The organism is Salegentibacter sp. UBA1130, assembly GCF_002311535.1.
In the GTDB taxonomy this organism is placed as follows: Bacteria; Bacteroidota; Bacteroidia; order Flavobacteriales; family Flavobacteriaceae; genus Salegentibacter; species Salegentibacter agarivorans.
The window spans coordinates 353-23,445 of sequence record NZ_DCAP01000010.1; the positions used below are offsets into that span (position 1 = coordinate 353).

General features: G+C 33.9%; 19 protein-coding genes. 6 read left to right on the forward strand and 13 right to left on the reverse strand.

What is annotated here, in order from left to right:
* The 7 genes from B4F31_RS03115 to B4F31_RS03145 all read right to left on the reverse strand — a co-directional run.
* Nucleotides 1-3,990: amino acid adenylation domain-containing protein (locus B4F31_RS03115; protein ID WP_286760569.1), on the reverse strand; the 3,990-nt coding region annotated here is incomplete at its 3' end.
* 134 nt (nt 3,991-4,124) lie between these two features.
* A complete protein-coding gene (locus tag B4F31_RS03120; protein WP_286760570.1) occupies nt 4,125-6,512 on the reverse strand; it encodes an outer membrane beta-barrel family protein in 2,388 nt (795 codons plus the stop codon).
* An 84-nt stretch (nt 6,513-6,596) separates the two neighbouring features.
* Nucleotides 6,597-7,538, reverse strand: coding sequence for a TauD/TfdA family dioxygenase (locus B4F31_RS03125; RefSeq protein WP_286760571.1), 942 nt, complete (start codon nt 7,536-7,538; stop codon nt 6,597-6,599).
* Between the two features lie 986 nt (nt 7,539-8,524).
* A complete protein-coding gene (locus B4F31_RS03130) occupies nt 8,525-9,199 on the reverse strand; it encodes a response regulator (RefSeq protein WP_286760572.1) in 675 nt (224 codons plus the stop codon).
* Nucleotides 9,196-11,199, reverse strand: coding sequence for a tetratricopeptide repeat-containing sensor histidine kinase (locus B4F31_RS03135; protein ID WP_286760573.1), 2,004 nt, complete (start codon nt 11,197-11,199; stop codon nt 9,196-9,198). The genes B4F31_RS03130 and B4F31_RS03135 overlap by 4 nt, the downstream gene beginning before the upstream one ends.
* A 47-nt stretch (nt 11,200-11,246) precedes the next feature.
* On the reverse strand, nt 11,247-11,423 hold the full coding sequence (locus tag B4F31_RS03140; protein ID WP_286760574.1) for a hypothetical protein: 177 nt from the start codon (nt 11,421-11,423) through the stop codon (nt 11,247-11,249).
* Nucleotides 11,424-11,663: 240 nt separating this feature from the next.
* On the reverse strand, nt 11,664-12,398 hold the full coding sequence (locus tag B4F31_RS03145; RefSeq protein ID WP_286760575.1) for a LytR/AlgR family response regulator transcription factor: 735 nt from the start codon (nt 12,396-12,398) through the stop codon (nt 11,664-11,666).
* Between the two features lie 868 nt (nt 12,399-13,266).
* Here B4F31_RS03145 and B4F31_RS03150 point away from each other — a divergent pair.
* Together B4F31_RS03150 and B4F31_RS03155 are read left to right on the forward strand one after the other, a co-directional pair.
* Nucleotides 13,267-13,614 carry a single-stranded DNA-binding protein gene (locus B4F31_RS03150; RefSeq protein ID WP_286760576.1) on the forward strand — a complete coding sequence of 116 codons (348 nt, stop codon included), beginning with the start codon at nt 13,267-13,269 and terminating at the stop codon, nt 13,612-13,614.
* 67 nt (nt 13,615-13,681) lie between these two features.
* Nucleotides 13,682-14,131, forward strand: a complete 450-nt coding sequence (locus B4F31_RS03155; protein ID WP_286760577.1) for a JAB domain-containing protein — start codon at nt 13,682-13,684, stop codon at nt 14,129-14,131.
* Nucleotides 14,132-14,256: 125 nt separating this feature from the next.
* Here B4F31_RS03155 and B4F31_RS03160 read toward each other — a convergent pair whose 3' ends face one another.
* Complete coding sequence (locus B4F31_RS03160) at nt 14,257-14,415, reverse strand: hypothetical protein (RefSeq protein ID WP_286760578.1); 159 nt, start codon at nt 14,413-14,415, stop codon at nt 14,257-14,259.
* A 506-nt stretch (nt 14,416-14,921) separates the two neighbouring features.
* Here B4F31_RS03160 and B4F31_RS03165 point away from each other — a divergent pair.
* The 4 genes from B4F31_RS03165 (at nt 14,922) to B4F31_RS03180 (ending at nt 19,198) form a co-directional block, all read left to right on the forward strand.
* Nucleotides 14,922-15,461: a BfmA/BtgA family mobilization protein gene (locus B4F31_RS03165; protein ID WP_286760579.1), complete on the forward strand. Its 540-nt coding sequence runs from the start codon at nt 14,922-14,924 to the stop codon at nt 15,459-15,461.
* On the forward strand, nt 15,445-16,455 hold the full coding sequence (gene mobB, locus B4F31_RS03170; protein WP_286760580.1) for a MobB family relaxase: 1,011 nt from the start codon (nt 15,445-15,447) through the stop codon (nt 16,453-16,455). The genes B4F31_RS03165 and mobB overlap by 17 nt, the downstream gene beginning before the upstream one ends.
* A 12-nt stretch (nt 16,456-16,467) precedes the next feature.
* On the forward strand, nt 16,468-18,042 hold the full coding sequence (locus tag B4F31_RS03175) for a type IV secretory system conjugative DNA transfer family protein (protein ID WP_414706118.1): 1,575 nt from the start codon (nt 16,468-16,470) through the stop codon (nt 18,040-18,042).
* Nucleotides 18,043-18,352: 310 nt separating this feature from the next.
* Nucleotides 18,353-19,198: a M57 family metalloprotease gene (locus tag B4F31_RS03180; protein ID WP_286760581.1), complete on the forward strand. Its 846-nt coding sequence runs from the start codon at nt 18,353-18,355 to the stop codon at nt 19,196-19,198.
* Between the two features lie 154 nt (nt 19,199-19,352).
* Here B4F31_RS03180 and B4F31_RS03185 read toward each other — a convergent pair whose 3' ends face one another.
* The 5 genes from B4F31_RS03185 to B4F31_RS03205 are packed head-to-tail and all read right to left on the reverse strand — an operon-like array spanning nt 19,353 to nt 23,093.
* On the reverse strand, nt 19,353-20,147 hold the full coding sequence (locus B4F31_RS03185; protein WP_286760582.1) for a DUF4138 domain-containing protein: 795 nt from the start codon (nt 20,145-20,147) through the stop codon (nt 19,353-19,355).
* On the reverse strand, nt 20,144-21,061 hold the full coding sequence (traM, locus tag B4F31_RS03190; RefSeq protein ID WP_286760583.1) for a conjugative transposon protein TraM: 918 nt from the start codon (nt 21,059-21,061) through the stop codon (nt 20,144-20,146). The genes B4F31_RS03185 and traM overlap by 4 nt, the downstream gene beginning before the upstream one ends.
* The gene (locus B4F31_RS03195) at nt 21,051-21,665 is read right to left on the reverse strand and encodes a conjugal transfer protein TraK (RefSeq protein WP_286760584.1); all 615 of its coding nucleotides are present in this window, start codon (nt 21,663-21,665) and stop codon (nt 21,051-21,053) included. Before B4F31_RS03195 ends, traM begins: the two co-directional genes overlap by 11 nt.
* Nucleotides 21,666-21,675: 10 nt before the next feature.
* A complete protein-coding gene (locus B4F31_RS03200; RefSeq protein WP_286760585.1) occupies nt 21,676-22,500 on the reverse strand; it encodes a hypothetical protein in 825 nt (274 codons plus the stop codon).
* A 5-nt stretch (nt 22,501-22,505) separates the two neighbouring features.
* Entirely contained in the window at nt 22,506-23,093 is a 588-nt protein-coding gene (locus B4F31_RS03205) for a conjugal transfer protein (protein ID WP_286760586.1), read from the reverse strand.

Consider the following 23,093-nt stretch of genomic DNA (forward strand, 5'->3'; position numbering starts at 1 on the left):
ATGACGAGCAAGCTGATTACTGCGCTTATTCAGCTCTGAATACGTCAGCTCCTCTCCCTCAAAGACCAGGGCCACAGCATCAGGAGTCTTTTCTACTTGAGACTCAAATGATTTACTAATTCCAGATTCTAATTCATTTAAATCATCTAATGCATTTAACTCCTGTTCAATAAGCATAGTATCCTCTTCACTTAAATAAGAGAAATTATTAACTTGAGAATAAGGTTGATTTATAAATTGATCTAGAATGTTTTCGAAGTGATCGAATAATTGATTAATAAGATATTCATCGTATATATCGGTATTATATTCAACGGTAAGTTTCAAAGAAGGAGATTCCTCAAAAATGAAACTTATATCGAATTGAGAAAATTTCTTTTGCGTATCATATGCCTCAAAAGTCATATCCTTAAAACTGGTATCATACGCACTATTGTTTAACCCATTCTGGTTCTGCAATACAACCATTATATCAAATAATGCTGAACGCGATGCATCACGATTCAATTGCAGTTTATCAATTAAGCTATCGAATGGATAATCTTGATTTTCATAGGCGTCTAACAATATTTGTCTTTGAATTTGCAAAAGATCCAAAAAAGTATAGGTGTCTTTTATTTCAGTTCTTATACCTAAAGTATTTAAAAATAAACCTAATGAATTCTCCAAATCGGTATGATTTCGCCCGGCAACTGGTGTTCCAAGGATTATATCCCTCTGATTGGTATATCTATAAATAAGAGTATTTACTCCTGCAATAAGAATCATGAACAAAGTAGCATCATGATCTTTAGCAAACTTCTTTATTTTAGAAGAAAAATCTGCAGAATAGTGACGGCTCAACCTATTACCTTTGTAACTTTTAACCTTTGGCCTTCTTTTAAAACTAGGTAAATTATAAGAAGGAAGTTCACCTTGAAATTGAGATAGCCAGTATTTTTCTGATTTTTTAAACTTTTCATGGTTTAATTGGTTTCTCAACCAACTAGAATAATCTTTAAACTGAACATTCAAACTTGGTAGTTCAAAATCTGAATCTTTTAAAAAGGCATTATAATTAGTAATTAATTCAGAAATCAATAACTCCATAGACCACCCATCACCAATTATATGATGCATAGAAAAAGCTAAAATCGTTTTTTCTAAATCCGCATAAATTAAATGACCTCTCAATAATAAATCAGTATCTAAATCAAATGTTTTTTGAAGTTCTGTATCAATATATTTGTCAATGTCCTTCTTATTTCCATGACTCAGATCCTTTTTTTGAAATTGGAAATTAACATTCTCAATATTATTTATATATTGATAAAGTTCTCCTTCTTCAGCATCAAATCGAAAATTTGTTCTTAAAATTTCGTGACGCTCTATAACTTTAGATATAGATTTTTCTAATCGAGGAATGTCCAAAACTCCATTCAACTGAATAGCTCCAGTCATATTATAAGCTTGGCTTCCTTCTTCAATTTGACTTAGCACCCAAATTCTGAATTGAGCATCAGAAACTAGGTATTTTGATTTTAGTGAAGTAGAAGGAATTGGCTTAAATTCATATTCAAGAAAATTGCTACTCAATTCCTTTATAGTTGGATTCTCAAAAAAATCTCTGTAACTAATATTTTTATTTAGTCTCTTCTGAATTTTATTAATTACCTGTCCTACTAATAAACTATAGCCCCCTAATGCGAAAAAATTATCCTCTATTCCTATATTTTCTCTTCCTAAAATCTGTTCCCATATTTTAACAAGTTCTTCTTGATAATTATTTGTAGGTCTTATAACACTTTGATCAAATTTTGAAGGATCAGGTAAAGCATTTTTATCAATTTTCCCATTCACCGTAACGGGAAACTTATCTAGCCTAATAAACTTACTAGGAAGCATATATGAAGGTAGTTCCTTACTAAGGAATTCCTTTATATCTTTATGATCTTGAGCTGAATTACAGGTATAATATCCAACCAAATGCTTAGAATCATTAATTGTCTTTACCTCAACTAAAGCTTGACTAATTTTCGACGAAAACTTAAGTATATATGTTTCGATTTCTGAAAGTTCTATTCGGTAACCTCTTAGTTTAATTTGATCATCTAAACGTCCTAGAAACTGAATATTACCCTCGGGTAACCATCGCCCCATATCACCAGTATCATACATTACACCACTCTCATCGAAAGAATTAGGTATGAATTTTTCTTGATTTAATGCATCTCTTTCATGATAACCAGAAGCCACACCAATACCAGAAACGTAAATCTTCCCTTTAACACCAACAGGTACGGGATTTCTCTTTTCGTCCAAAATATAAACTCTCATGTTCGCTATAGGTTTACCTATAGGTAAAAAGCCATTATTTTGATGATTGGAAATTATTTCATGAATAGAAACACATACAGAGCATTCGGTAGGGCCATAAGCATTAAAATACCTTATTCCTTGACTTTTAATATGAAAAGCCTTATCCACTATTGGTGGCTCCCCAGCGGTTATTATAGCTCTAAAGGACTTTAGACACTCATCCTTTAGGTGATTCAAAAAACTAGGGGGGAAAGTTGCTACAGTTGGTTCAGTTTCTTTTAAAAATAAACTAAATTTTTCAACGTCATTTTTTATTTTTTCATCAGGAATCACCATAGTAGCCCCAGAAAGGAATGACATCAATATCTCGGAGATACTTGCGTCGAAAGCAATAGCAGAAAACCATATTATCCGATCATTTGGGGATATACCAAATTGATTAATCTGGTCATAAGACATATTTATGACACTCTTATGACTTATCTTAACTCCTTTTGGTTTACCAGTAGATCCAGAGGTATATATCATATAAGCAGGATCTTCAGGCCTTATCATGACATTTAACTCATCAAATTTCCCCGTATAATCTGATATATCTTCAATGCAAATATTGTTAGAACTATTATATTGCATCTCGGAACCCCTAGTGCTAATGAGGGTTCGGAGACCACTATCTTTTATAATATATTCTATTCGAGAATCCGGATAGTCGATATCGATGGGAAGAAAAGTGCCGCCAGATTTAAAAATAGCCAAAATTACTATTATACTTTCGAAGTCCTTCGGTAGTAAGACTCCTACTACCTCGTTATGATCAATTTTAGCCTGCTCTTTCAAATAAAAAGCTATTTGATCGGATTTAAAATGAATTTGTTCATACGAAAGTGAACTTGCATTCATTTCTAAAGCTGCCTTCAATGGATGTTTCATTACTTGCTCTTCGAATAAATCTATAATCGTTTTATTCGCCGGAAAAGGTTTATCAGTTTCATTGAAGGAATTAAGTATCTTTGTTTTCTCCGCTTCAGATAAAAAAGGAAAACAATCAATAGATTCAAAAATCCTAGATTTTAAATTTTCTACAATTTCAACAAATTGATTTAGAAAATGTTTAGCAACCTGATTATCAACAAACTTATTAGAATAAGTAAGAAAGAATTCATAACTTGTTTGTCCAATTTTAGCTATTTTTAAACAAAAATTTGAATTTGATTTTAATCCTGAATTTTCATCTTGATATATAAAAGAATAAGGGGTTGAGTTAATAAATTCCTCTTCAGTAAAAGTTTCAGGTAAATTTTCTTCTAGCCCTTTAGCATAATTATAAACTTCCTTTACATTTATCTTAATCTGTTCTATATATGATCTTAAATCTAAATCTCTTGAGTCATCGGATGTATAGATTAGTGGTATTTCTTTCTTTAAGTCTTTATACTGAAGATTATTGGGCGAATAAATTGTATGATTAACTTCACTAAAATATCTACGAATTAATGTAGAATAAATAGCTAGAAAAATCGTAAACTTAGATATATCCTCATCACTTGTAGCTTTTGATAAATAAGTATTGTTGACACTTTTTTTCAAAAAAGAGCATACATCACCATTCTGTCCCTTTTTTACATTTGCGTTACCTGCTTGTAACTTTTTTAACCAATATTCTTGAATTGAATTGTCATCCTGGGTAAGCATATAATAGTAATGTTTTGTTTTTATTCAGTTTTTATACTCTAACATTCAGAAATTAGAGCTTCCCAATTCAAGTTTGGGTCATAATAAGTCAGATAATTATTTCAAATGACTATAACACTAATAATGTGTCTAACTTAATAAAGACGACTCTGAGCATCTTTATTATTTGAATCATTATTTTTAGCGCTAATGTTTTTATTCCCAAACTTATAAGTCACCATTAATCGAAATTGCCTGGTATCATAATAGTTGTCCATTTCTTGGTAAACCCCGTTAATATTAGTATTTCTTCGCTGAAGACCAGTTTTAAAAATATCATTCCCAAGCATAGTTATACTAAGGTTTTTATCCAGTAATAAGAACTGCAATGAAAGACTAAGTGCATTAGACGATTCTGTTCTAAAAATACCATCAACACCAGGGAAACTGTACCAATAGTTTAATCCCGCTATAATTGTTTCTTTTGTATTCAAAGTGAAATCATTATTTGTAGATACATAAGAGCTAATCCCATATTGATCTTTAAAATTTTGAGGATGATTAAAGCTTGAAAATGAATAATTTATATCAAAATTGAAATTCGCAGTCCACCAATCAATTTTTTCATAAGTGTAATTCTCTGATAGACCAATTCTTTGTCTATCTATATAGTTTTCATAAGAATACATCGTGATATTTGTAGAGTTATCAGGTAAAGGAATTTCCCCAAAATTGCTGCTCTCCTCACTATAGTATATTTTACTAACTAAGTTTTTGTATACATTTGAAAACTCAACATTATGGATCAACGCAGGTTTTAAATACGGATTGCCATTGTATTTTTCGAATGGATTTATGTAGTATGTAGCGGGGTTTAACAAGAAAAAACCAGGTCGGTTGATTCTCTTCCCGTAATTAATTGCGAATAATGAATTATCAGTCGCTTGGTAAGACAAATATAATGTGGGAAAAAGATTATTGTAAACGTCCTCTCTGCTAAAGTTCAAAGAATTAGATTGAGCGTCAACATCCGTTCTTTCGAATCTTAAACCAAATTTTCCCGACCATTTATTATTAAAGTCTTTATCCATTGAAAAATATAATGCCTGAATATTTTCTCTATAGATAAAATCATTATAAATAGGAGAAATTTCAATATCTGGATTATCAACAAATCCGCTATTAAATGTTGATATATCATTGGTAGATTTTGAATTTGAAAATTTTCCTCCAAAACTGAAATTTATTGTTTCAAAAGGATACTCTACATCAACTTTTCCCGAATAATTTTCTACTAAATCATTACTTTGATTTAAAGATCTAAAATATTCTGTATCGAAATTGACACCTTCCGAATTACCGTTATATAACATCAAATTCGGATTATCATTTAATAAATAATCAAAATTAATTTTAATATTTCTCCCTAAGCTGTCTAAATCTAAATTGTTGTAAAAGTTAACTACATGCCTCGCTGGATCTTGAGTTTCAAAATGATTAGTATAAATTTTCCGTTCTACTTCGTCCGTCCCTCTAGGACTAATTAATGTAGTTTTAGGACTATTAAGATTCATAAGTGTACCGTTGTAATAATATTCCCCGCCTATCTCCCATTGATCAGTCAAATTATAGGCTAAATTAATATTAGCCACGTAACCCTCCGTCTCTATGTTTACAGGTTCATTTATACTCCAATCACTTTCATCATAAAGGATCCTACGCTTTTCTAAAATACTTATATATTGATGATTATATCCAATTCTGGATTGTAAGCTTAACCTATTCTTCCGGTAGGTAAATATGGCATAAGATCTCCAGGTAGGGCGTTTTCTTTGTAAATATGTCCCTTTTAGAAGCACATTCCATGAATCCATACGTGCTCCCTTAAGCACAATATTTATTAAACCACTATCACCTGATGCTTCATATTTAGCAGGAGGATTATTTATAACTTCTATTTTCTTTATATCTTCAGAAGCAAACGACCGCAAAAAATTAATAAGATCGACTCCGGAAAATTTCAATATTTTACCGTTAATCATTACCTGGAGTGCGCCTTTTCCTATCAATGAAATATTATCATTTTCCACGCGTACTCCCGGCGTTATTCTTAACAACTCCATCACATCTCCCCGAGAGGATTTTGTTGTATTAGCCACATTAAAAACCAATCTATCTACCTTATTCTCAATTAATTTCTTTTTGGAGTTTAGAATAATAGCATCAATCATTAGAATAGTTTCTACGCGGATAAGTCCTAAATCCAATAGCTTATCCTCTGCAGTTATAGTTTTTTCATAAATTTTTTCGCCCAAATGATTGATTTGAAAGGTATATTGATCACCATACGGAACATCCACTTTAAATACACCTGCATCATCCGTGATACTGGAAACTACCACGTTATCTGTTCCAATTAATACTATTTCAGCATAAGCCAAGGGGGACTCTGATTTTATATCAATTACTGTCCCACTAATACTGGTCTGAGCGGTTAGAATTGAAAAATTCATTAATATAATTAAGCTTAAGAAAATCTTCATGAACATTTTTTTAATAAGGAATAACGTCTCTTGGAATTTTTAGCGATTTCATTAATTGAAAAGTGGATTACTTCAATGATTCTGTTATTTAATCATTGAAACCAGAACCTTTCGAGGCCCCTGAAAAGAGTCACGACCATGTGAAACAAGAATATTGTCAACTAGTAATAAATCACCATTTTCCCAGTTAAAGTAACGCGTATTCTCAGCTGAGACCTCGCGGATTTCATTTAACATTGCTAAAGATATTTCTTGCCCATCACCAAAAAATGCATACTGGGGCATTTCTTCTGGATTATTAAAAAGTTGTTGTAAATTGTGATAAATTTCTGAACCATGTGTAGAAGGGTGAAACTGATCCACCTGATTAAACCATACCTCTTCACCGGTTTGCGGATGAATTATAGTTGCTGGTCTATCTTCGACTAATTGTAAACTTCCGTCAGAGCTCCACTTGAATTTTATTCCACTATCATTACAATACTGCTCAACTATTTTTTTGTTATCCGTGTTAAAAGTTTGCTTCCAAGACAAACCAAAACCATTACCATTATTCAAATTTCTTACATACTTAACTCCTCTCTCACGAAATGCTGTTATTAAGTCCTTCGAAAGAGAAGAAAGTATTTTTCTACTATCAGCTAAAATGGTATGGCCACCCTTCGAAGGAGCTACCTCGCAACAAAAAAATAAAAATTTAGGCCATTTATTTGCATACGACATTTCATTATGTAAAGAAATATGCGCGTGGGGAGGGTATTCAGTAGATGAAAATACCGCTTCCTTTATATTCGTTCTTGGAGAATTTCCGGAAATATAATTCATAGTGTCTCCAGGAAAACTATCGACTACATTGCTTAATTTTGAAGCATTATCAACATTAAACCCCTTAAATAAAATAGCTCCATTTTTATCCAAAAGAGTTTCTACACTTTTTATATCGTCTTTAAATATCTCCTGAATCTCACTTCCTTTACTTTTCCATACGTAAGGTAAATCATACTCATCTTCAAACAAACTATCCATTTAATCCTATAATTTTCTATTATTTCTATCTTAAATTACAACGTTATAGAAATTAGCAAAAACACCTTCTTATCACTATACTTTAAGGTGCTAAATAATTTCGTTGACGATTTTTCAAAAGTCTTAAAAACTTCTTAAGGATAGGTAAGGTGAAACCTTACAAAAGTTATGGTTCATTTTGCAAATGGTTAGGTTTCTTATAAATTGTCATAGTACACATTGAAGACCAAATTGAGACAGGTTTATTTATGATGATTCAGAATACTGTTGAAATCCTGGATTTTAAACAGTTATATATAGCAAGATGGAATTATGTTTTTATGGAATACAACGAATGTATAAGTAAACACCAGAAAGTGCGGTATCGTGATTTTAACAAAATTCTCGTTAATTACACCAAATTTTCAGCGTTAATAGTTATGGTTATATAATTTTCTACAAAATTCTTGAAAAATATTTTTAAAAAAGATATATTTGAAATGAACCTAATAAGCGGATTGCCAAAAATGTCTTTAGAGTTTTGCAATGCTTGGAATCCAAGTAATCTAAGGCCACAAATAGCTATTGGAAAAATAGGGAATAACTTACCGTCTTCTTTTAGTAAGCCGAAAATAAGAAAATTTTATACCATCAGTTTTTTCTAAAATTTCAATGGAAAAATTAAGAAAACTAAAAGGTATTCCTCAGGTTAGAGAATCATGAAACTGAATATTTAGCTACAAAGGAAGCTACCTAGAAATGATCTAAACCTATTAAAACCTGGGCATTATTTTAATCAGCTCCCTACAATTAATAGGAAAAAAGGTTAGACTTTATTAAGTCCAAACCCTACTATTTTACCTTTACACATTTGGCAAAATAACGGATTAACATATGCAATTTTCAGAGCTTTTCTTGTTTTAAAATCAAGATTTAGTTTACTTCTTATACTAGTTTAGTAAACTATTTTTAAATAAACTACTACCTTATTTTATAAAATTATCAATCTATAAAAACCCCAACTGCTTTGCTCTCCTTAATAAGATAAGGTCACCCTCTTTATCAAGGCCAAATACATCTTTTAAATTTCTTTTTCGTTTTTCTATAGCCGGCAAGGAAAGTGGAATGACCTGGGGTAATTTTTTAGTTTGGATCCCTAATGATAATTGATAAAGAATCTGTCGGTCAAACTGATCTAAAGCGAAGTCATTTGTTACTTGTTTCTGCAATAATTTTAATACTGTGGTACTATAGTAAATTTTATCCGAAATCACATTTTGAAAAGCATTCGTTAAATCTTTTGATCCAACATCACTTTTAACTAAAAGACCCTCAGGATTTATATTTTTAACAAGGTTATAAAGTCTGTAATTTTCATTATGCATTGTTAAAAAAACAATTTTTGAACTTGGAGAAGTTTTTCTCACGTATACTGCCAAATCTTCTCCTGAGGATAGGTTTTTCTCAGTATATTCCGGCAAATTAATATCTAAGAAAATTAGATCAAAGAGAATTTCTGAAATAACACTCTGTTTTACTTTCTTATACGCCTCCTTTAGATCATTTGCCGTTTCAAAAATAATTTTATATTCTGTCGAGCTTAATTCTTGAAGAATATTTTTATATCCTTCAACAATAAGCGGATGGTCATCCACCATCAAAACTTTTACAACTTTATTCATATCAATTCTTTAGGAATGGAAATCTTTAATTTGGTTCCTTTTGTACTAGATTCAATATCAAATTCTCCTTTTAATTCCTGTATTCTTTCATTAATATTTTTTATACCAATTCCTTTATCGCGACGCCTAACGTCAAATCCTTCACCATCATCTCGAATTTTCAAGATTAAGCTATCCTTAGCTAATTCTATATTAATTTCTACAACTGTAGCATTAGTAGCATGCTTTCTTATGTTATGGAGTGCCTCCTGCATAATTCTATAAAAATTAATTTTTATATTATTTTTAATACTCCCCCAGTTTAGTTCAGGACTATTACTGAAAATAACCTGTAATTTTTCTGTATTCTCAAACTCTGCAAATAATTCATTCAGAATATCGATAAAACCAGTGTCAGAAAAATCCTCATCAATATTTAATTTGTGAGAGATACCTCTTATTTCATTTTCTATACTTTTAAGACTTTCTAAATACTGTGTTCGTTTCTTTTCAGCATATTTATCTTTTTTATTATTTAAAACTTCCAAATTGAGCCTTATACCAAAAAATTTACTTAATATAGAATCATGTAGTTCCCTTGAAATTCTTTTTCTTTCTGAACTACTGCCTTCTTCAAATTTCTGTTGGGAACGTAATAACAAATCATAAATTCTTTCATTAGAATCTTGCTGCTGTTTCTTTAATACCAGCTTTTTATTTCTTGAATTTTGACGCTGAATAATATAGGAAAGAAAAAATAGAAGGAGTACTAGCAAAATACCCACAGTTAAATAGGTTTTTTGCTGATTCAAGGTATTGGCCTTTTCTATAAACTGATCGGTTTCAAACCTTATTCTCGCAAATTTATTCCGAACTGCTCTTTCTTCTCGCAATAAGCTATCGTTAAGAGTAATATAGCTGTTCAAGTATGTTTGTGCATTTTGAGGTTCTATTTTGGCCAAGAGTTGATTTGATGCAAGTAGGTCTCGATTGTTTTGTGTTTCTGCAGCCAAAAGTCTCGCTTTTTTAATATATCGAAGAGCCTGAGTAGTATCACCACCTAAAAGGTAATACTCACCTAAATGAAGTTTATTAATTATAATACCGGACTCATGACCAATACTATCACGGATTTTTAAAGCCTTATGTAAAAGAAATGAAGCTGTTTCATTATTTCCCAATTTTAATTCTGAATAGCCTAAATTATCAGAAAGCATAGCATAAAGCTTAGTATTTTTATAAAAAATGCTATCTATAGAAAGTGCTTTTTTATAACTATCAATAGCCTTCGAATGATTTTCTAATTTCTGAAATACAACTCCTAGATTATTTAAGGATCTTCCAGAATTTATTGGATCATTTAGATTTTCCGAAATTTTAAGAGCTTTGAGGTGATAAGTAAGAGCCTCAGAATATTCTCCTAATCCATTGTAAATTATACCTAAATTGTTGTTTGCAGAATAAATATAATTTTGGTTATTAGGAGTGTCTTCTATTAGTCCTAAAGCCTGAAAAGTGGTATTTTCACTGCCAATATAATCTTTAACCTTTTCTTGTAAAATTGCCATATTAAGTAACATTTTACCGGCTTTTTGTTTCTCATTGGCTTCCAAATAATGATTAGAAGAAAGATTATAATAGAAATAAGAACTATCTATAAAATTTTCTTGATAAAAATAATTGGCAAGATCCCAATAGGAGGCCGCAATTCCCGATTGGTTACTCCTGGTTTTTGAAGAATTATAAAAATATTTATTCCATTCTCGAAATTTTAAAGAATCTCCCTTCTTATAAAAAGCATAACTGATATCAGAGATCAATGTATTTTTTAAGGAATCATTAGGTAAGTGTAAAAAGTCGTTTTTAAGTCGCTGGTACTGATTAATATCATCCGTAGAAATTATTCTTTCAGCCAGTTTTTCTTGCTTGTTAGAATCTAAAGCTTTCTCCTTCTCTTTACAAGAAAAGAGAAGGAAGAAAACATTTAGAAATATTAAATAAGGTGGTATTTTAATCTGCATTTATGCAGGTAAAAATAGGAAAATATAATTAATTGAAATTTGGAAGACTAATCGCCATTTCTATCATCAATGATTGGATTATCTTCATCCCCAGAGGCTGCTTTTTCTAACTTAATTATTTGATCATCCATTTTAGGTTGCTCTTCAGGCAACGCCTCTGGCTCACAAGCTAAACTTATTATACTCATTATGAAAATAGCGGAAAACATCTTAATTAACCTCATTATTATAAAATTTTTATAGATTGAACATTTTATACACTCCTCTATCTCCACTAATTGAAAAAGAGGAATATCTTGAATAATTAAGAATTCTTAATACACTGTTAACACCTCAAAACTAAGTCAGGATCCTAAAAAAGTAGAGGTTAAAAGTTCCTTCATGGTCAGTTGCCCACTAGGGATGGTGAATGATATTATTTGAAGGGTGAATAGTGTTTGGAAAGAAAGGTGTCGGAGCAGTTATTATACATCTATGACTGAGAGATTTTCCTGCATCAGTAAAGACCTTAATTTAGTAATCTCAGCACTATATGATTTGCTAAAAGGAATCTCCTTTAATCCGGCCTGATATTCAAGACTAATTTTGTTCTTAGAAAAGCTTATGCGCTTTATAAAATCTCTGTTTATCATATAACTTTTATGAACTCTAAGAAAAGTTGAAGGAAGAAGGTTTTCATATACCTTCATACTTTTAAACCCTACAACCTTATTACCGGAAGCAAGATGAAAGTCAGTAGCGTTATTATCAGCTCTTAGAAAAACTATATCTGATAAATTCAAAAATTGATAGTCGGAGTAAGACTTTAAACACAGTTGCCCTCTTTTGCTATGTTTTTTTTTAAAACTCATTAGTGTTTTCCTTAGTTCGGATAGTAATAATGGTTTTAATAAATAATCAAAGAAATTATTTTTCAATGCTCTATAAGCATGATCCTTGGTTCTGGAAATTGCGATAAACCGCGGTAGCTCATCTATGTATTGATAAAGTTGATTTACAAAAGCAAACGGATCAGATAACCGCTCATTATCTAGGTCTATAAAAACGATCTGAGGTCGAAAACTTAAGATATTATCACAGGCTTTTTCTTCATTCCCAGTGTACCCTATACAATTAAAATCTTCAAATTGTCCTGGCATTTCTAATAGACGACCGATCAGATCAGAATCATCGCTAATAATAGAAAATTGAAATTCCATGCAGGGGACTTAAAGAAATTTAATTATTAATGGATTTTAGACTATAATTTATTCTTAGGTAAAATTACAATGACAACTATTTTCATTACCTACAATGACCTTAATATAGTTACGGTTAGACCTTACATTTTAAATCTCCTTTGTAAGGAAAATGATAGTAAAAAAGTGTATCTATTTTCTCAGTTTTTTAAAAATAGCTTTCTACTTCTCAATGGCGTATGATATAGTTTCGATTGATGATATAAGCATTAAAACAATGCCTATTTAATAGTAAAAAGTTCTTTACAGGACTTTAAGCAATTAGTAATTTAAAAAATAGCCAACACAAACGTTTAGTGTTGTGTTTTTACAACCTTCATTTTTGCTCAGCATTCTAATAAGAGTTTCCTAGGATGAGTATGTAATATCTTGGCCTGTTTCTATTTTTATCCTTGAATAGGATAAAATGAGTCTTAAATGATTGTTTGATCGAATTTTTATTGCGAGGATTCTGTTAAATCTAAATCTCAAGTTTCCATTTACTTCACTACCGATTATTTTTCAATTTCAGTGTTTTCTCTACTTCCAGGCTGTAGCTGTTATTACCTTTTTTGTGATGCAAAATACCAAGATTTAGAACTTAGTCCAGATTGCATAAGCCAGTCAGGTTACACCCTCCTTTTTATAAATCTTCCCTAATTCTAAATCTTGAAAATGTATAAGCATCAAAAAAGGTAACAGCAAACGGCTCTATAGGAAGTAAATCAAAAAATACAATTATGAAATCATTTCAAAACAATAAAACCGGTAGTGAAGTAAAAAAATCAAAAAAGGAAAACGCTCCGGATATAATAAGTAAATCAATGTTTAACCTTTAAATCTTTTAATTATGAGTAATCTAAGAAACAATGTTCAGTTAATCGGAAACGTGGGGAATGCTCCAGAAATCATCAACTTCGAAAGTGGTAAAAAAGTCGCTCGATTTTCTTTGGCTACTAATGAATTCTACTATGTAGAAGACGAGAAAACACAACAAACCTACTGGCATAATCTTGTGGCCTGGGGAAATCAAGCCGATATTATTGAAAAATATGTCGGCAGGGGAAAAGAGATCGCAATCTCTGGAAAGCTTACTTCACGATCTTATGAGAATAAAGACGGCGTAAAACAATTCGTTACCGAAGTAATAGTCAACGAAGTTTTATTATTAGGGAATAAATCCAGTGAGGCAATTTAATAAAAAAGAGGGCTTCATCGTCGAAAGTGAGCCCTCTTTTAATACAAACTTATAACATAGAACACCTATGAAAACCAAAGTTAATGAAATAAATGTGAGTTACTGCGGAAATATTAAAGTAAGTGAATTGCCGAAAATCAATTCCTCTGAGACCGCAGCTGAAGTACTATTCAGTAATTGGGATAAAAACAATATTGAACTTTACGAAAGTTTTAAAGTGATGCTTTTGAACAATAATAATCGAGTAAAAGGAATTTATCAATTATCTAGCGGGGGAATAACCGGAACCCTGGTTGATGTTAGAATACTGTTTGCAGTGGTTTTAAAAAGTCTTACTACTGCTATAATACTGGCGCATAACCATCCCTCAGGTATATTAAACCCTAGTATTCCTGATAAATCCCTAACTACTAAAATTAAAAATGCCGCAGCCTTTTTTGATATTAAAGTTTTAGATCATCTTATCTTGAATCCCGAAGGTAATTATTATAGCTTTGCCGATGATGGTATCCTATAATACCATGTAATCTTAGCCTACTTAAAGCCCTTTCTAATTTAGAAAGGGCTTTTTATTATTAGGTCAGGTCGGTCGTTTTTATTACTCGTCTAGTTTTATAACGACCCTATTTTAAATTCTTTCCGTTATTCTGAATCACTAACCCAGGCATTTCTACCATTTTCATAGCCTTTCTTAAATGCCTTGACATTTTCATCCCAGTCATACACCGTTGCGAATAAAAACACACTTATAATCCCTAACAGATAAAATTTAGCATCCCGGGAGCTTATTTTTAATTTCATTTCTATAAAATTATAATTGGATTTGGTTTCGAATATAGGATTTTATGCCTAAAAAATAAATTAATATTTACCACTTAACATCAACTAAAACCTATTAGATACAATGCAAATAATAGCCTTATATTATTTATTATCAGAGCTTTAAATTATTTATTTTTTTATACTTTTAAATATAAATTTTTCCCATTTAGAATAACTATAGGATACTATTTCTGACTTTCGCTGATCCTATTTAAAATAAAACAAAATTATAAATACCGGACTTTCCGGTTTTTTATAGCTATTCGATTAATGCTGTATTCTAAGAAAAATATCGTCCCGACTTCGGGACAAAAAGGAAAGCAAGAGGGTAACACGCGCTGCGATGTTAAGTCCTTTTTTCTGTAATGATTGGCATTATTTAATATCAATTGAAGTTAAATATTGTAGGGAAGTGAAATGGGATAGGAATTTTTCACGGAAAAATTTTCTAAGCCCAGTAATACCCACAATTTTTTCACGAAAAAATGAAAAATCAAAGCAAAAAAGAATCCTTTAAAAACCTTAGTATTAAAACTTCGGTAGCCAAACGCTTCCGAAAATTCACTAAGGATTTAGGACTTAGACAATCAGCAAGCCTGGATCTGATGCTGGACTTTTTTGAAACGAACAGGCTCTCTCCTACCCAACATCTCGGACCCAATATGAAGTCCCTGGAAAATCACCTGGAGAAAAGGATCAATGCTTCTATTGCTATTGTAAGAGCTATAGAAAATACCCAAACCAAACCTACACAAGCTATGCTTGCCGCCCTATTTGAAAGCCTGCCTGAAAAAGCTAAAAAGAAACTACCACCCTCTTTTGAACAGGCACTGCAGAATACCCTGGCTCATAAACCTATCATACAAAAATTACCTGAAGCCCCACCTGAAAAAAAAGACCTTGAAGCGATCCTCAAAAATATAGAACTGGTGAAACCTACTTTCGGAAAACCTTACCTAAAAGCAAATATGGAATATGATGAGCTGAAATCCCTTAAATATAAATATCATGTATATCACGATTAGCCCACAGAAAATAGACCCTGCCTTCTCCAGTAGCGTAGCCGATTTTGTAGACTACCTGGAAAAGGAAAATACGGACCGCCTGCCGGAGGCACAGGAATACTTTTTTAATCAAACCCAGGAGAAAATTACACGCGATCAGGTCATCAAAGAGATCGATGGAAATACAGCAAAGCTTAAAACTACCGAACCCCGATATTACTCTCTGACCATTAATCCCTCCCAAAAAGAATTGCATCATATCAAAAATGACCCGGAAAAACTTAAAGCATACACCAGGGAAGTGATGAAGGATTATGCCGCTTCCTTCAACCGGGAAATCAATGGTCGGCCCGTTCAGGTTTCCGATTTAAAGTATTATGCAAAAATTGAATTCTCCCGAACTTTCAAAGAACGTGATAAAGAAGTCCGGGAAAATGCCCCTTATAACAATAAGATAGCTCATTTAAAGAATGAGCTGCGAAAAGTGCAACGCGGTGAAATTCCCGGCCACCCCCATACTATTAGAAAAGAAATATTAAGCCTGCAAAAGGAAGCTCCTCATAAAATTGAAGGGAAACTCATCGATGAAGGCATGCCTAAACAAGGGAATCAAACTCACCTTCACCTTATCGTGAGCCGTAAAGATCAATCTAACTCCGTTAGCCTTTCCCCTGGAAGTAAGTATAAAGCTTCCGAAGTGACCCTGCACGGAAAGATCGTGAAGCGCGGTTTTGACAGAGATCGCTTCTTTGACAAGGCAGAGAAAACCTTCGACCAAAAGTTTAATTATAAACGCAATTTTGTGGAGCAATATAGCGCCAGAAAAACCTACCTGCAATCTCCTCAAAAGTACTATTCCATAATTCTCAAGCTTCCAACCAACGAGCGGAAAGCTGCGATGGGAATACTAAATACCGAGATTTCTAAAATTCCGGATGCCAAGATCCGGTTTGCCGTAAAACAGTTCCAAAAAGCTATAGAGCTCGGTTTAAAATCCAGTTCTATTGGTTATTAAACCTATAAATATATGATACTCTATTTCTTTATTACCTATGCTATAATCGGTGGTGGATTCGCATTATTAAACCGCCTCAATCAGTTAAGCTTTTTTCAGTGCTTTGGTATTATAGCCGTTTCTAATTATGCCCTGTTTATGATATACCCCAAAGAAGGTTATATCATTATTATGTACGCAAGCCTTCCCCTGATACTTATCCTACTGATTATTTATGGTTTTCAATCAAATTATAAGAGTTCTGTTGCTTCAAAATATCGCGTAAAATTTGCCCTGGAATCAGGTAGCCTTTCTATTCAAAATCTAAAACGGGGGGTTTCGATAACGGGCGCCGCCGGAAGCGGAAAAACCGAAAGTGTAGTCTATAATTTTTTAAAACACCTGTCGCGAAATAATTTCTGCGGGATCATTCACGACTATAAGAATTTTGAACTTACCGAATTAGCCTATCCTCTTTTTAAAAATTCCGATCTCCCATTCAAGATTATCTCTTTTGATCCTGTTTATCACAAAGTAAATCCTATTGCTCCACAATACCTTCCCGATGAGGAAAGTGTCAATGAAATCGCCAGGGTACTTATGGAAAACTTACTCGAACAAAAAGAGCAATATGCCAGCGGTACTACCCGCTTCTTTAATGATGCCGTAGAAGGAATTCTATGTGGAATGATCTGGAAACTTAAAACCCATCATCCAAAACTTTGTACCCTGCCGCATCTTATAGCGCTTTATCAAAGAATGAATAGTGAGCAGCTTATTGAATTTTTAAGTTCAGATATCACTTCCAGAGCCATGGCGGATGCCTTTATTAGTGGAATTGAATCTGAACGGCAAACGGCAGCGGTAAAAGGCACCTTGGCCAATGCTTTTAAAAAGATTACCACTCGAAAAATATTCTTTTGCCTCTCCGGTCACGACATCTCCCTGGACCTAAATAACCCACAAAATCCGGCTGTTGTTTCAATCGTAAATAATCCAAAAAATGAATCAGCCTATTCACCGGTAATTGCAATGATTCTGCATACGGTTATCAAACAAATGAGTGTCAGAGATCGTAAAAGCGCCTTCATTTTAATGGAGGAAGCCCCAACTATCCGCTTGCTTCATATGCACCGAATACCGGCTACTCTTAGAAGTTATGATATCGCTACATTATACATCCTCCAGGATAAAGTACAAAATGATTTACTCTACGGCGAGAAAGCTAGCAAAGCAATCCTTGCGAACCTTTCCTACCAGTTCTTCGGAAAAGTTAATGACCCGGTAACCGCTGCTTATTATGAGAAGTTTTTTGAACTGGTAAAACGAGATACGGTCAGTATCAGTAAAGGGGCAGGCCTGAATTTTGACACCAGGATTACAAAGACTAAAAGAGAGGTTTCTAAATTGCGGGCAGATCTTTTTTTCAGACTTAAACCAGGAGAATTTGTAGCCTATGCCGATGGGAAAGAGAAAAAAGTCCAGTTCAAGTACCCCAAGATTAAAAAGGCGCTACCTGAAAAATTTAAACATTTTTCTATTAATGAATTGGAAACCCGCTTTGCGAGTATTTATACCGATGTGGAAGATTTGCTAAATTCTAAGTGAATATTTATTTAAATTCAGGAGGGCAATTTAATTAAGTTCAGATAAAAATCAATCTAGAAAAACTATCTCTAAATTGAGATATATTAATTGAGTAATATTCAGTACTTTTTGGAAACATCTTTCTTCAAAACCAAAGCGGCCTAATATTTTACTCTCACTTTTTTATTCTTAAAAAAACTCTATTAAAATTATATTCCAACACTGAAATACTAAGTAAGGTTTTCCCTTACTTTTAGTAAGGTTTATGTTTCAACTTTCTGGTTTTTAAGATTTAAATTCCCATTCTATTAATCTTTTAATCATACATTTTATGAAAACCCCAAAACTATTATTAGGCATCCTGGCAACAGGTGCATTACTAATTTCCTGTGAAAAGGAAGAAACAGCAGCTCCAGAAGAAACTAAAATGGAGGAGACCTTAGAGGATACAAAAATTTCAAAGGAAGATCTCAAACAAATTGCTGATTTACACTTTAATACTCAGGATGCTCAGGCAATAGACTTTTTACTTCCCAATGGAAACACTAAAGAGTCATTCCTTATTGAAGGTGATATTGTAGTGGATCAGGAGCAGTTAGAAACTATGAGTGCTGCAAACATAACTGATAAGCAATACCGTACCTTTAACCTGGTATCGAGTCCGCGAACCGTGAATGTAATCGGGTTTACAGCTAGTTCCGGTCAGGGATTAACTTCAAAGCAGCGTACTGCCTTACAGCGCGCCATCAACAATTACAATTCCCTAAATATCGGGCTTAATTTCACGCTAACTTTTGGTACTAATTATGGGCCTTATGACATTGTGGTATATCAAAACTCTAATGGTCAGGCTGGTGGAGTTGCTGGTTTTCCAAGCGGTGGAGATCCATACAAATATGTACAAATCTTCTCCGGAATGGAAAATTACAGCACTTCAACCAATGAGCACGTGCTTACACATGAGATAGGCCACTCGGTAGGTTTACGCCATACTGATTGGTTTAGCCGACAGAGCTGTGGACAAAGCGGTGAAGCTGCAGGATCTGATGGGGCAGTTTATATACCAGGAACTCCTGAAGGTTATGATTCTAATTCATTAATGCTTGCTTGCTTTAGCTCAAACGAATCAGGAAATTTCGGTTACTATGATGAAGTAGCTCTGGAATATCTTTATTAATGTTAGACAATTTAAAATTGTCTTAGCTAAATTAGAAGGAAATGGATGTCAATAAAGACATCCATTTCTTTTTATAGAAAATTCAAAATTTAGGATTGAATTTATTCCTGAAAAAATCTAAAAAGAAAACACAGGTAAATTAAATCTCTGAGTTTTAAAATGAAAGCTCAAAAAACCTTGAGCCTCGTTTTTCAATGAGTTCCAAATGAAGTTCTTGATGTTCTCCTAAACTGAATTTTGAATAAACAACGCTAAATTCCTGCACCTCTCCGACCGCTACCGCTTTAGGAACTTCTTTCCTATAGACTGGTTCAAACTGAATTTTTTGATAAGAACTTCTTCTTGATTTTTTGCCCTGTATCTTAAAAAGAGCTAAATCCCCGATCTCCAAACTAATATTCGACCGGTTTTTTATGCGATATGTTATATATACTTCATCCCGATGATGCTGCATTCCTAATACCTCGATGCGTATTCCTGCTTTCCTTTTTATCGCTAAGCGCTTTTTAGTTTTCGACGCGAAATAAGCTGAAAGTTTCTGATAATAGGTTTCTTTTCTATCTTTAATTTCTGCGCTTTTTTCAGGAAGTGGCTTTGATTCGATAGCACTGGAATCTTTTAACCTGATCTTGTCTACCCTCTTTATTTGAAAGGAATAATCGCTTAGACTATCACTGTATTTTAAGGTGTATGTATAGATCTCCCCGTCCAGGGTCCTTAAAACTAAATTGCTCTGGTACCCAGGGGTCCCCTGTAACAAGCCCAGAATATCAGGCTTTGTTTTGTCATAGGTAAAAACAAAAGACTCCGAACCAGTGACGGCTTGCACGATAGGCTCCGGGCTTATGACTACTGTATTTTGAAATTCATTACAGTATATAGTTCCCGATTGGGCTGTGAGTAGCCCGGGTAGCAATGACAATAAATAAAATAGTACTAGATTTTTCATAATGCCGGTTTTAAGATTAATTGATGTTGATGTAAAACTTTGACTTTTACATTGCGGTTATCCCGCTGAAAAATTGCTTTCAATCCCCTAACCTGGGGAACTCCCGAAATATTAATATCCTGAATAACATCATCCAGCACCTCGGTGGTTGCCTGGCTCCTAAAAGAGTTTTCTATATAGATTCCCTCAAGTCCATCAGTTAGATCATAAGCTACCAATTTCCCTCCCGGTATGGAATTTCCTGTAAGTTCAAGTAATAAGCGATTAGCTCTAAAACCAGACCTGGCATAAATAAGACTATTGGAAGCAAGGCTGTCTTTTCCGATCTTTATAGGGTCAATTGTTCTAAGTTCTAAACGTTCATCCTTTCGTACAACCTGATCCCCATTTACACTAACCCGAAATCTTGCAGAGCTATCTTCCAGAGATATGCTTTTTTGGTCTTTTGAAACAAAGAAAAATTCCAGATGCCCCTCCCCTGGAATATGGTCAGGTGAATTAGTTGATTTGATGACACTCGTAATACCTGATGTATCTTTTTCCTTAAAGGAGGATGTGACAGGTTCAAAATGATATTCATCAGGCTCCGGACCACTCTTTAATATGCTGTCCATTAGCTTGGTCTTTTCATTTTCTCCCAGATAAGGGTCGTAAGGTTCGTATGCCTCGAAGTCCATATCTGGATATAAACTTGGCGGAACCCGATCGCGTTCTTCCCGCAACTGGTTCACAGCCTCCATTCGACTTTGATATTCCTCAGACTCCCCAATTAATGCCGGCACATCCGGATTGCTAATTTTCTTTTCCGTCATCTTCTCATCAGTCTCCATCCCCCAAAAGCCGTAAGCCACAATAAAGCAGGTTATTAATACGACTACTCCTATAAAAACAGCTTTTTTTCTATCAATATTCATCACGTTGTTTTATTAATTGGTTTTCAAAAAAATTAGTGATCAGCAACCCGTGTGGATTATTTGGAAAACTACGGTCTACCCTTATGAGCTCTCCACTGGTCACTAACTGGTATTTTTCCGTGGAACTCCCCCGATTGATCTCAAACCAGGTAGTCACCTCGAATGTATAAGGCGCTTGCGCCAGGTTCACCGTAGATTCTATTTTAGTCACCCTTTGTACTAGGGAATACTGCAACAAACGATTGTAAACCCCATCTGCCTTTTTCTGACGGTACACCTGATCTACAGAACTGTTGCCGAGCCATAAGGCTTTTGCTATGTTTTCTTTATAATTACTGGTATTTAGATCATAGAAATATCGGTGAAACTGATCTAAATGAGATTTGACCTCCACCGCTAACTGGTCTTTTTGACTTACCATTTCTAGAGGAAGTATACCTCCATCCGGACTAATGGCAAAAGCCTTATTCAAAAAATCCTGCTGTACCTGACGAACCTGATATAGAGAGATCATACTACTGAAAAAAGCCATCAACAAAACGCTAAGTACTATAAAACGGTTAAGACGTAAGACTTTGTAAATATGGGTATAAGGTGTTTTCATAGCTTAAGATTTAAGTGGAAAAGATTCGGAAGGTGAAAGTAATGGCTCTGTGGTAGAGCTTGAATTTTAATAATACGATAAAAGCTACCGAGCCTAACTGGATGACCGGGGCCAGTATGCTATCTTCCCCATTACTGCCGATTAGACCAGGCCAGAATTCAGTATTGATCGCCAGGTAGAGTTGGTTGATAAAAATATTGACCAGAAAGAAAGCCGGTACGATCATATAAACCGCTGCATAAAGTTTGAAAAACCGGTAGCCCATCTCACGAAATTTCTCGAACACGGATAAACTGATCACCAGCGGAAAAAACACCTGCATCAAGCCCAGAATAAAAAAACGCTCCGCCAGAAATAACGGATATATAAACAGATCCATGATCCAGAGAAATAGGCCTAAAATAAAGGCGATCATTTTTAAAGCATAAAACGGGGTAACCAGATATTCGAAAAGTAAACTTAAAGCTTTGCTCCCTGCCTCCAGTAAACCTACATCTCGGTCGATCTCTACATCCTGTAACTGTAAAGGAATAAGAGCAGGCGCTGTATCCCTGAAGTTAGATTCAATACCTACCAGAATACCATCAAAAGCAGCCAGGATCTGGTCCGAAAAAATAACCAGCAGCACCACCATAAAATTTTTGATAAGCTCCGAAGGACTCAGTCCCCAGGTATATCCGTCCCTGGCCACAGCTCCTTCGTGGTATTTCTTTATAATATTTACCAGAAAAAGGAATACCGCAAGTGCCTTCATTCCCGTAATGGTATACTGAGAGAACTCAGTTTCTTTGATGGTAGTAAATACCGCATCTACATATTCCAGACCCAGATCCATGATTCTTAATATTGGGCTTGTCGCCGATTAATTTCCTCCTTGATACGCCTGAACTCAATTAGGATCTCGTAACGTTGCTTTTTTAAACCGATCTCCCGGATAACCTCACGGGATCGCATCCGCTGGTTCTCCAGTACTTCCAAACGTTGTGCATCATCCATATTCAGGATATCACTAGTGAGTAATTGCTGCATAAAATCCAGGTCCTCCAGAGCATTTTCCATAAGGCTGTTAAAGGACTCGCTAATACGGTCCACTTCCTCCGGGCTGATATATGGTGAGGAAATAATCTCTCTTAAGTCACTCCTAACGGTTTCGTATAAGCTTTGGTTATTTTCCACGATCTCCCGGACCGTTCTAAGCTGTTTGATCACTGCATTTACTTTTTCTATACGCTCCTTTTGTTCTTTTAAAAACCGGGCGGTTTTTAAAAGTTCCGAGGTTTGCTTAGCCGATTCGATAAGGGATTGCCCAAGGGCCAAAAAATTGGTATTATCATACACAGGCATCCCCTGGCAGGCAGCGCCTGCAGGCAATAATAAAAATAGGGTCAATGCAAAGGCAAATGTTCTAAGTTTTTTTCTTTTTTTCAT

Coding starts and splice junctions, on each gene's coding strand:
- B4F31_RS03135 (WP_286760573.1), bottom strand. CDS start 11,199: ATGCAGATTAAAATACCACCTTATTTAATATTTCTAAATGTTTTCTTC.
- traM (WP_286760583.1), bottom strand. CDS start 21,061: ATGAATATTGATAGAAAAAAAGCTGTTTTTATAGGAGTAGTCGTATTA.
- B4F31_RS03150 (WP_286760576.1), top strand. CDS start 13,267: ATGAGTAATCTAAGAAACAATGTTCAGTTAATCGGAAACGTGGGGAAT.
- B4F31_RS03120 (WP_286760570.1), bottom strand. CDS start 6,512: ATGAAGATTTTCTTAAGCTTAATTATATTAATGAATTTTTCAATTCTA.
- B4F31_RS03140 (WP_286760574.1), bottom strand. CDS start 11,423: ATGAGGTTAATTAAGATGTTTTCCGCTATTTTCATAATGAGTATAATA.
- mobB (WP_286760580.1), top strand. CDS start 15,445: ATGTATATCACGATTAGCCCACAGAAAATAGACCCTGCCTTCTCCAGT.
- B4F31_RS03145 (WP_286760575.1), bottom strand. CDS start 12,398: ATGGAATTTCAATTTTCTATTATTAGCGATGATTCTGATCTGATCGGT.
- B4F31_RS03205 (WP_286760586.1), bottom strand. CDS start 23,093: ATGAAAAAAAGAAAAAAACTTAGAACATTTGCCTTTGCATTGACCCTA.
- B4F31_RS03130 (WP_286760572.1), bottom strand. CDS start 9,199: ATGAATAAAGTTGTAAAAGTTTTGATGGTGGATGACCATCCGCTTATT.
- B4F31_RS03175 (WP_414706118.1), top strand. CDS start 16,468: ATGATACTCTATTTCTTTATTACCTATGCTATAATCGGTGGTGGATTC.
- B4F31_RS03180 (WP_286760581.1), top strand. CDS start 18,353: ATGAAAACCCCAAAACTATTATTAGGCATCCTGGCAACAGGTGCATTA.
- B4F31_RS03125 (WP_286760571.1), bottom strand. CDS start 7,538: ATGGATAGTTTGTTTGAAGATGAGTATGATTTACCTTACGTATGGAAA.
- B4F31_RS03200 (WP_286760585.1), bottom strand. CDS start 22,500: ATGGATCTGGGTCTGGAATATGTAGATGCGGTATTTACTACCATCAAA.
- B4F31_RS03185 (WP_286760582.1), bottom strand. CDS start 20,147: ATGAAAAATCTAGTACTATTTTATTTATTGTCATTGCTACCCGGGCTA.
- B4F31_RS03160 (WP_286760578.1), bottom strand. CDS start 14,415: ATGAAATTAAAAATAAGCTCCCGGGATGCTAAATTTTATCTGTTAGGG.
- B4F31_RS03155 (WP_286760577.1), top strand. CDS start 13,682: ATGAAAACCAAAGTTAATGAAATAAATGTGAGTTACTGCGGAAATATT.
- B4F31_RS03165 (WP_286760579.1), top strand. CDS start 14,922: ATGAAAAATCAAAGCAAAAAAGAATCCTTTAAAAACCTTAGTATTAAA.
- B4F31_RS03195 (WP_286760584.1), bottom strand. CDS start 21,665: ATGAAAACACCTTATACCCATATTTACAAAGTCTTACGTCTTAACCGT.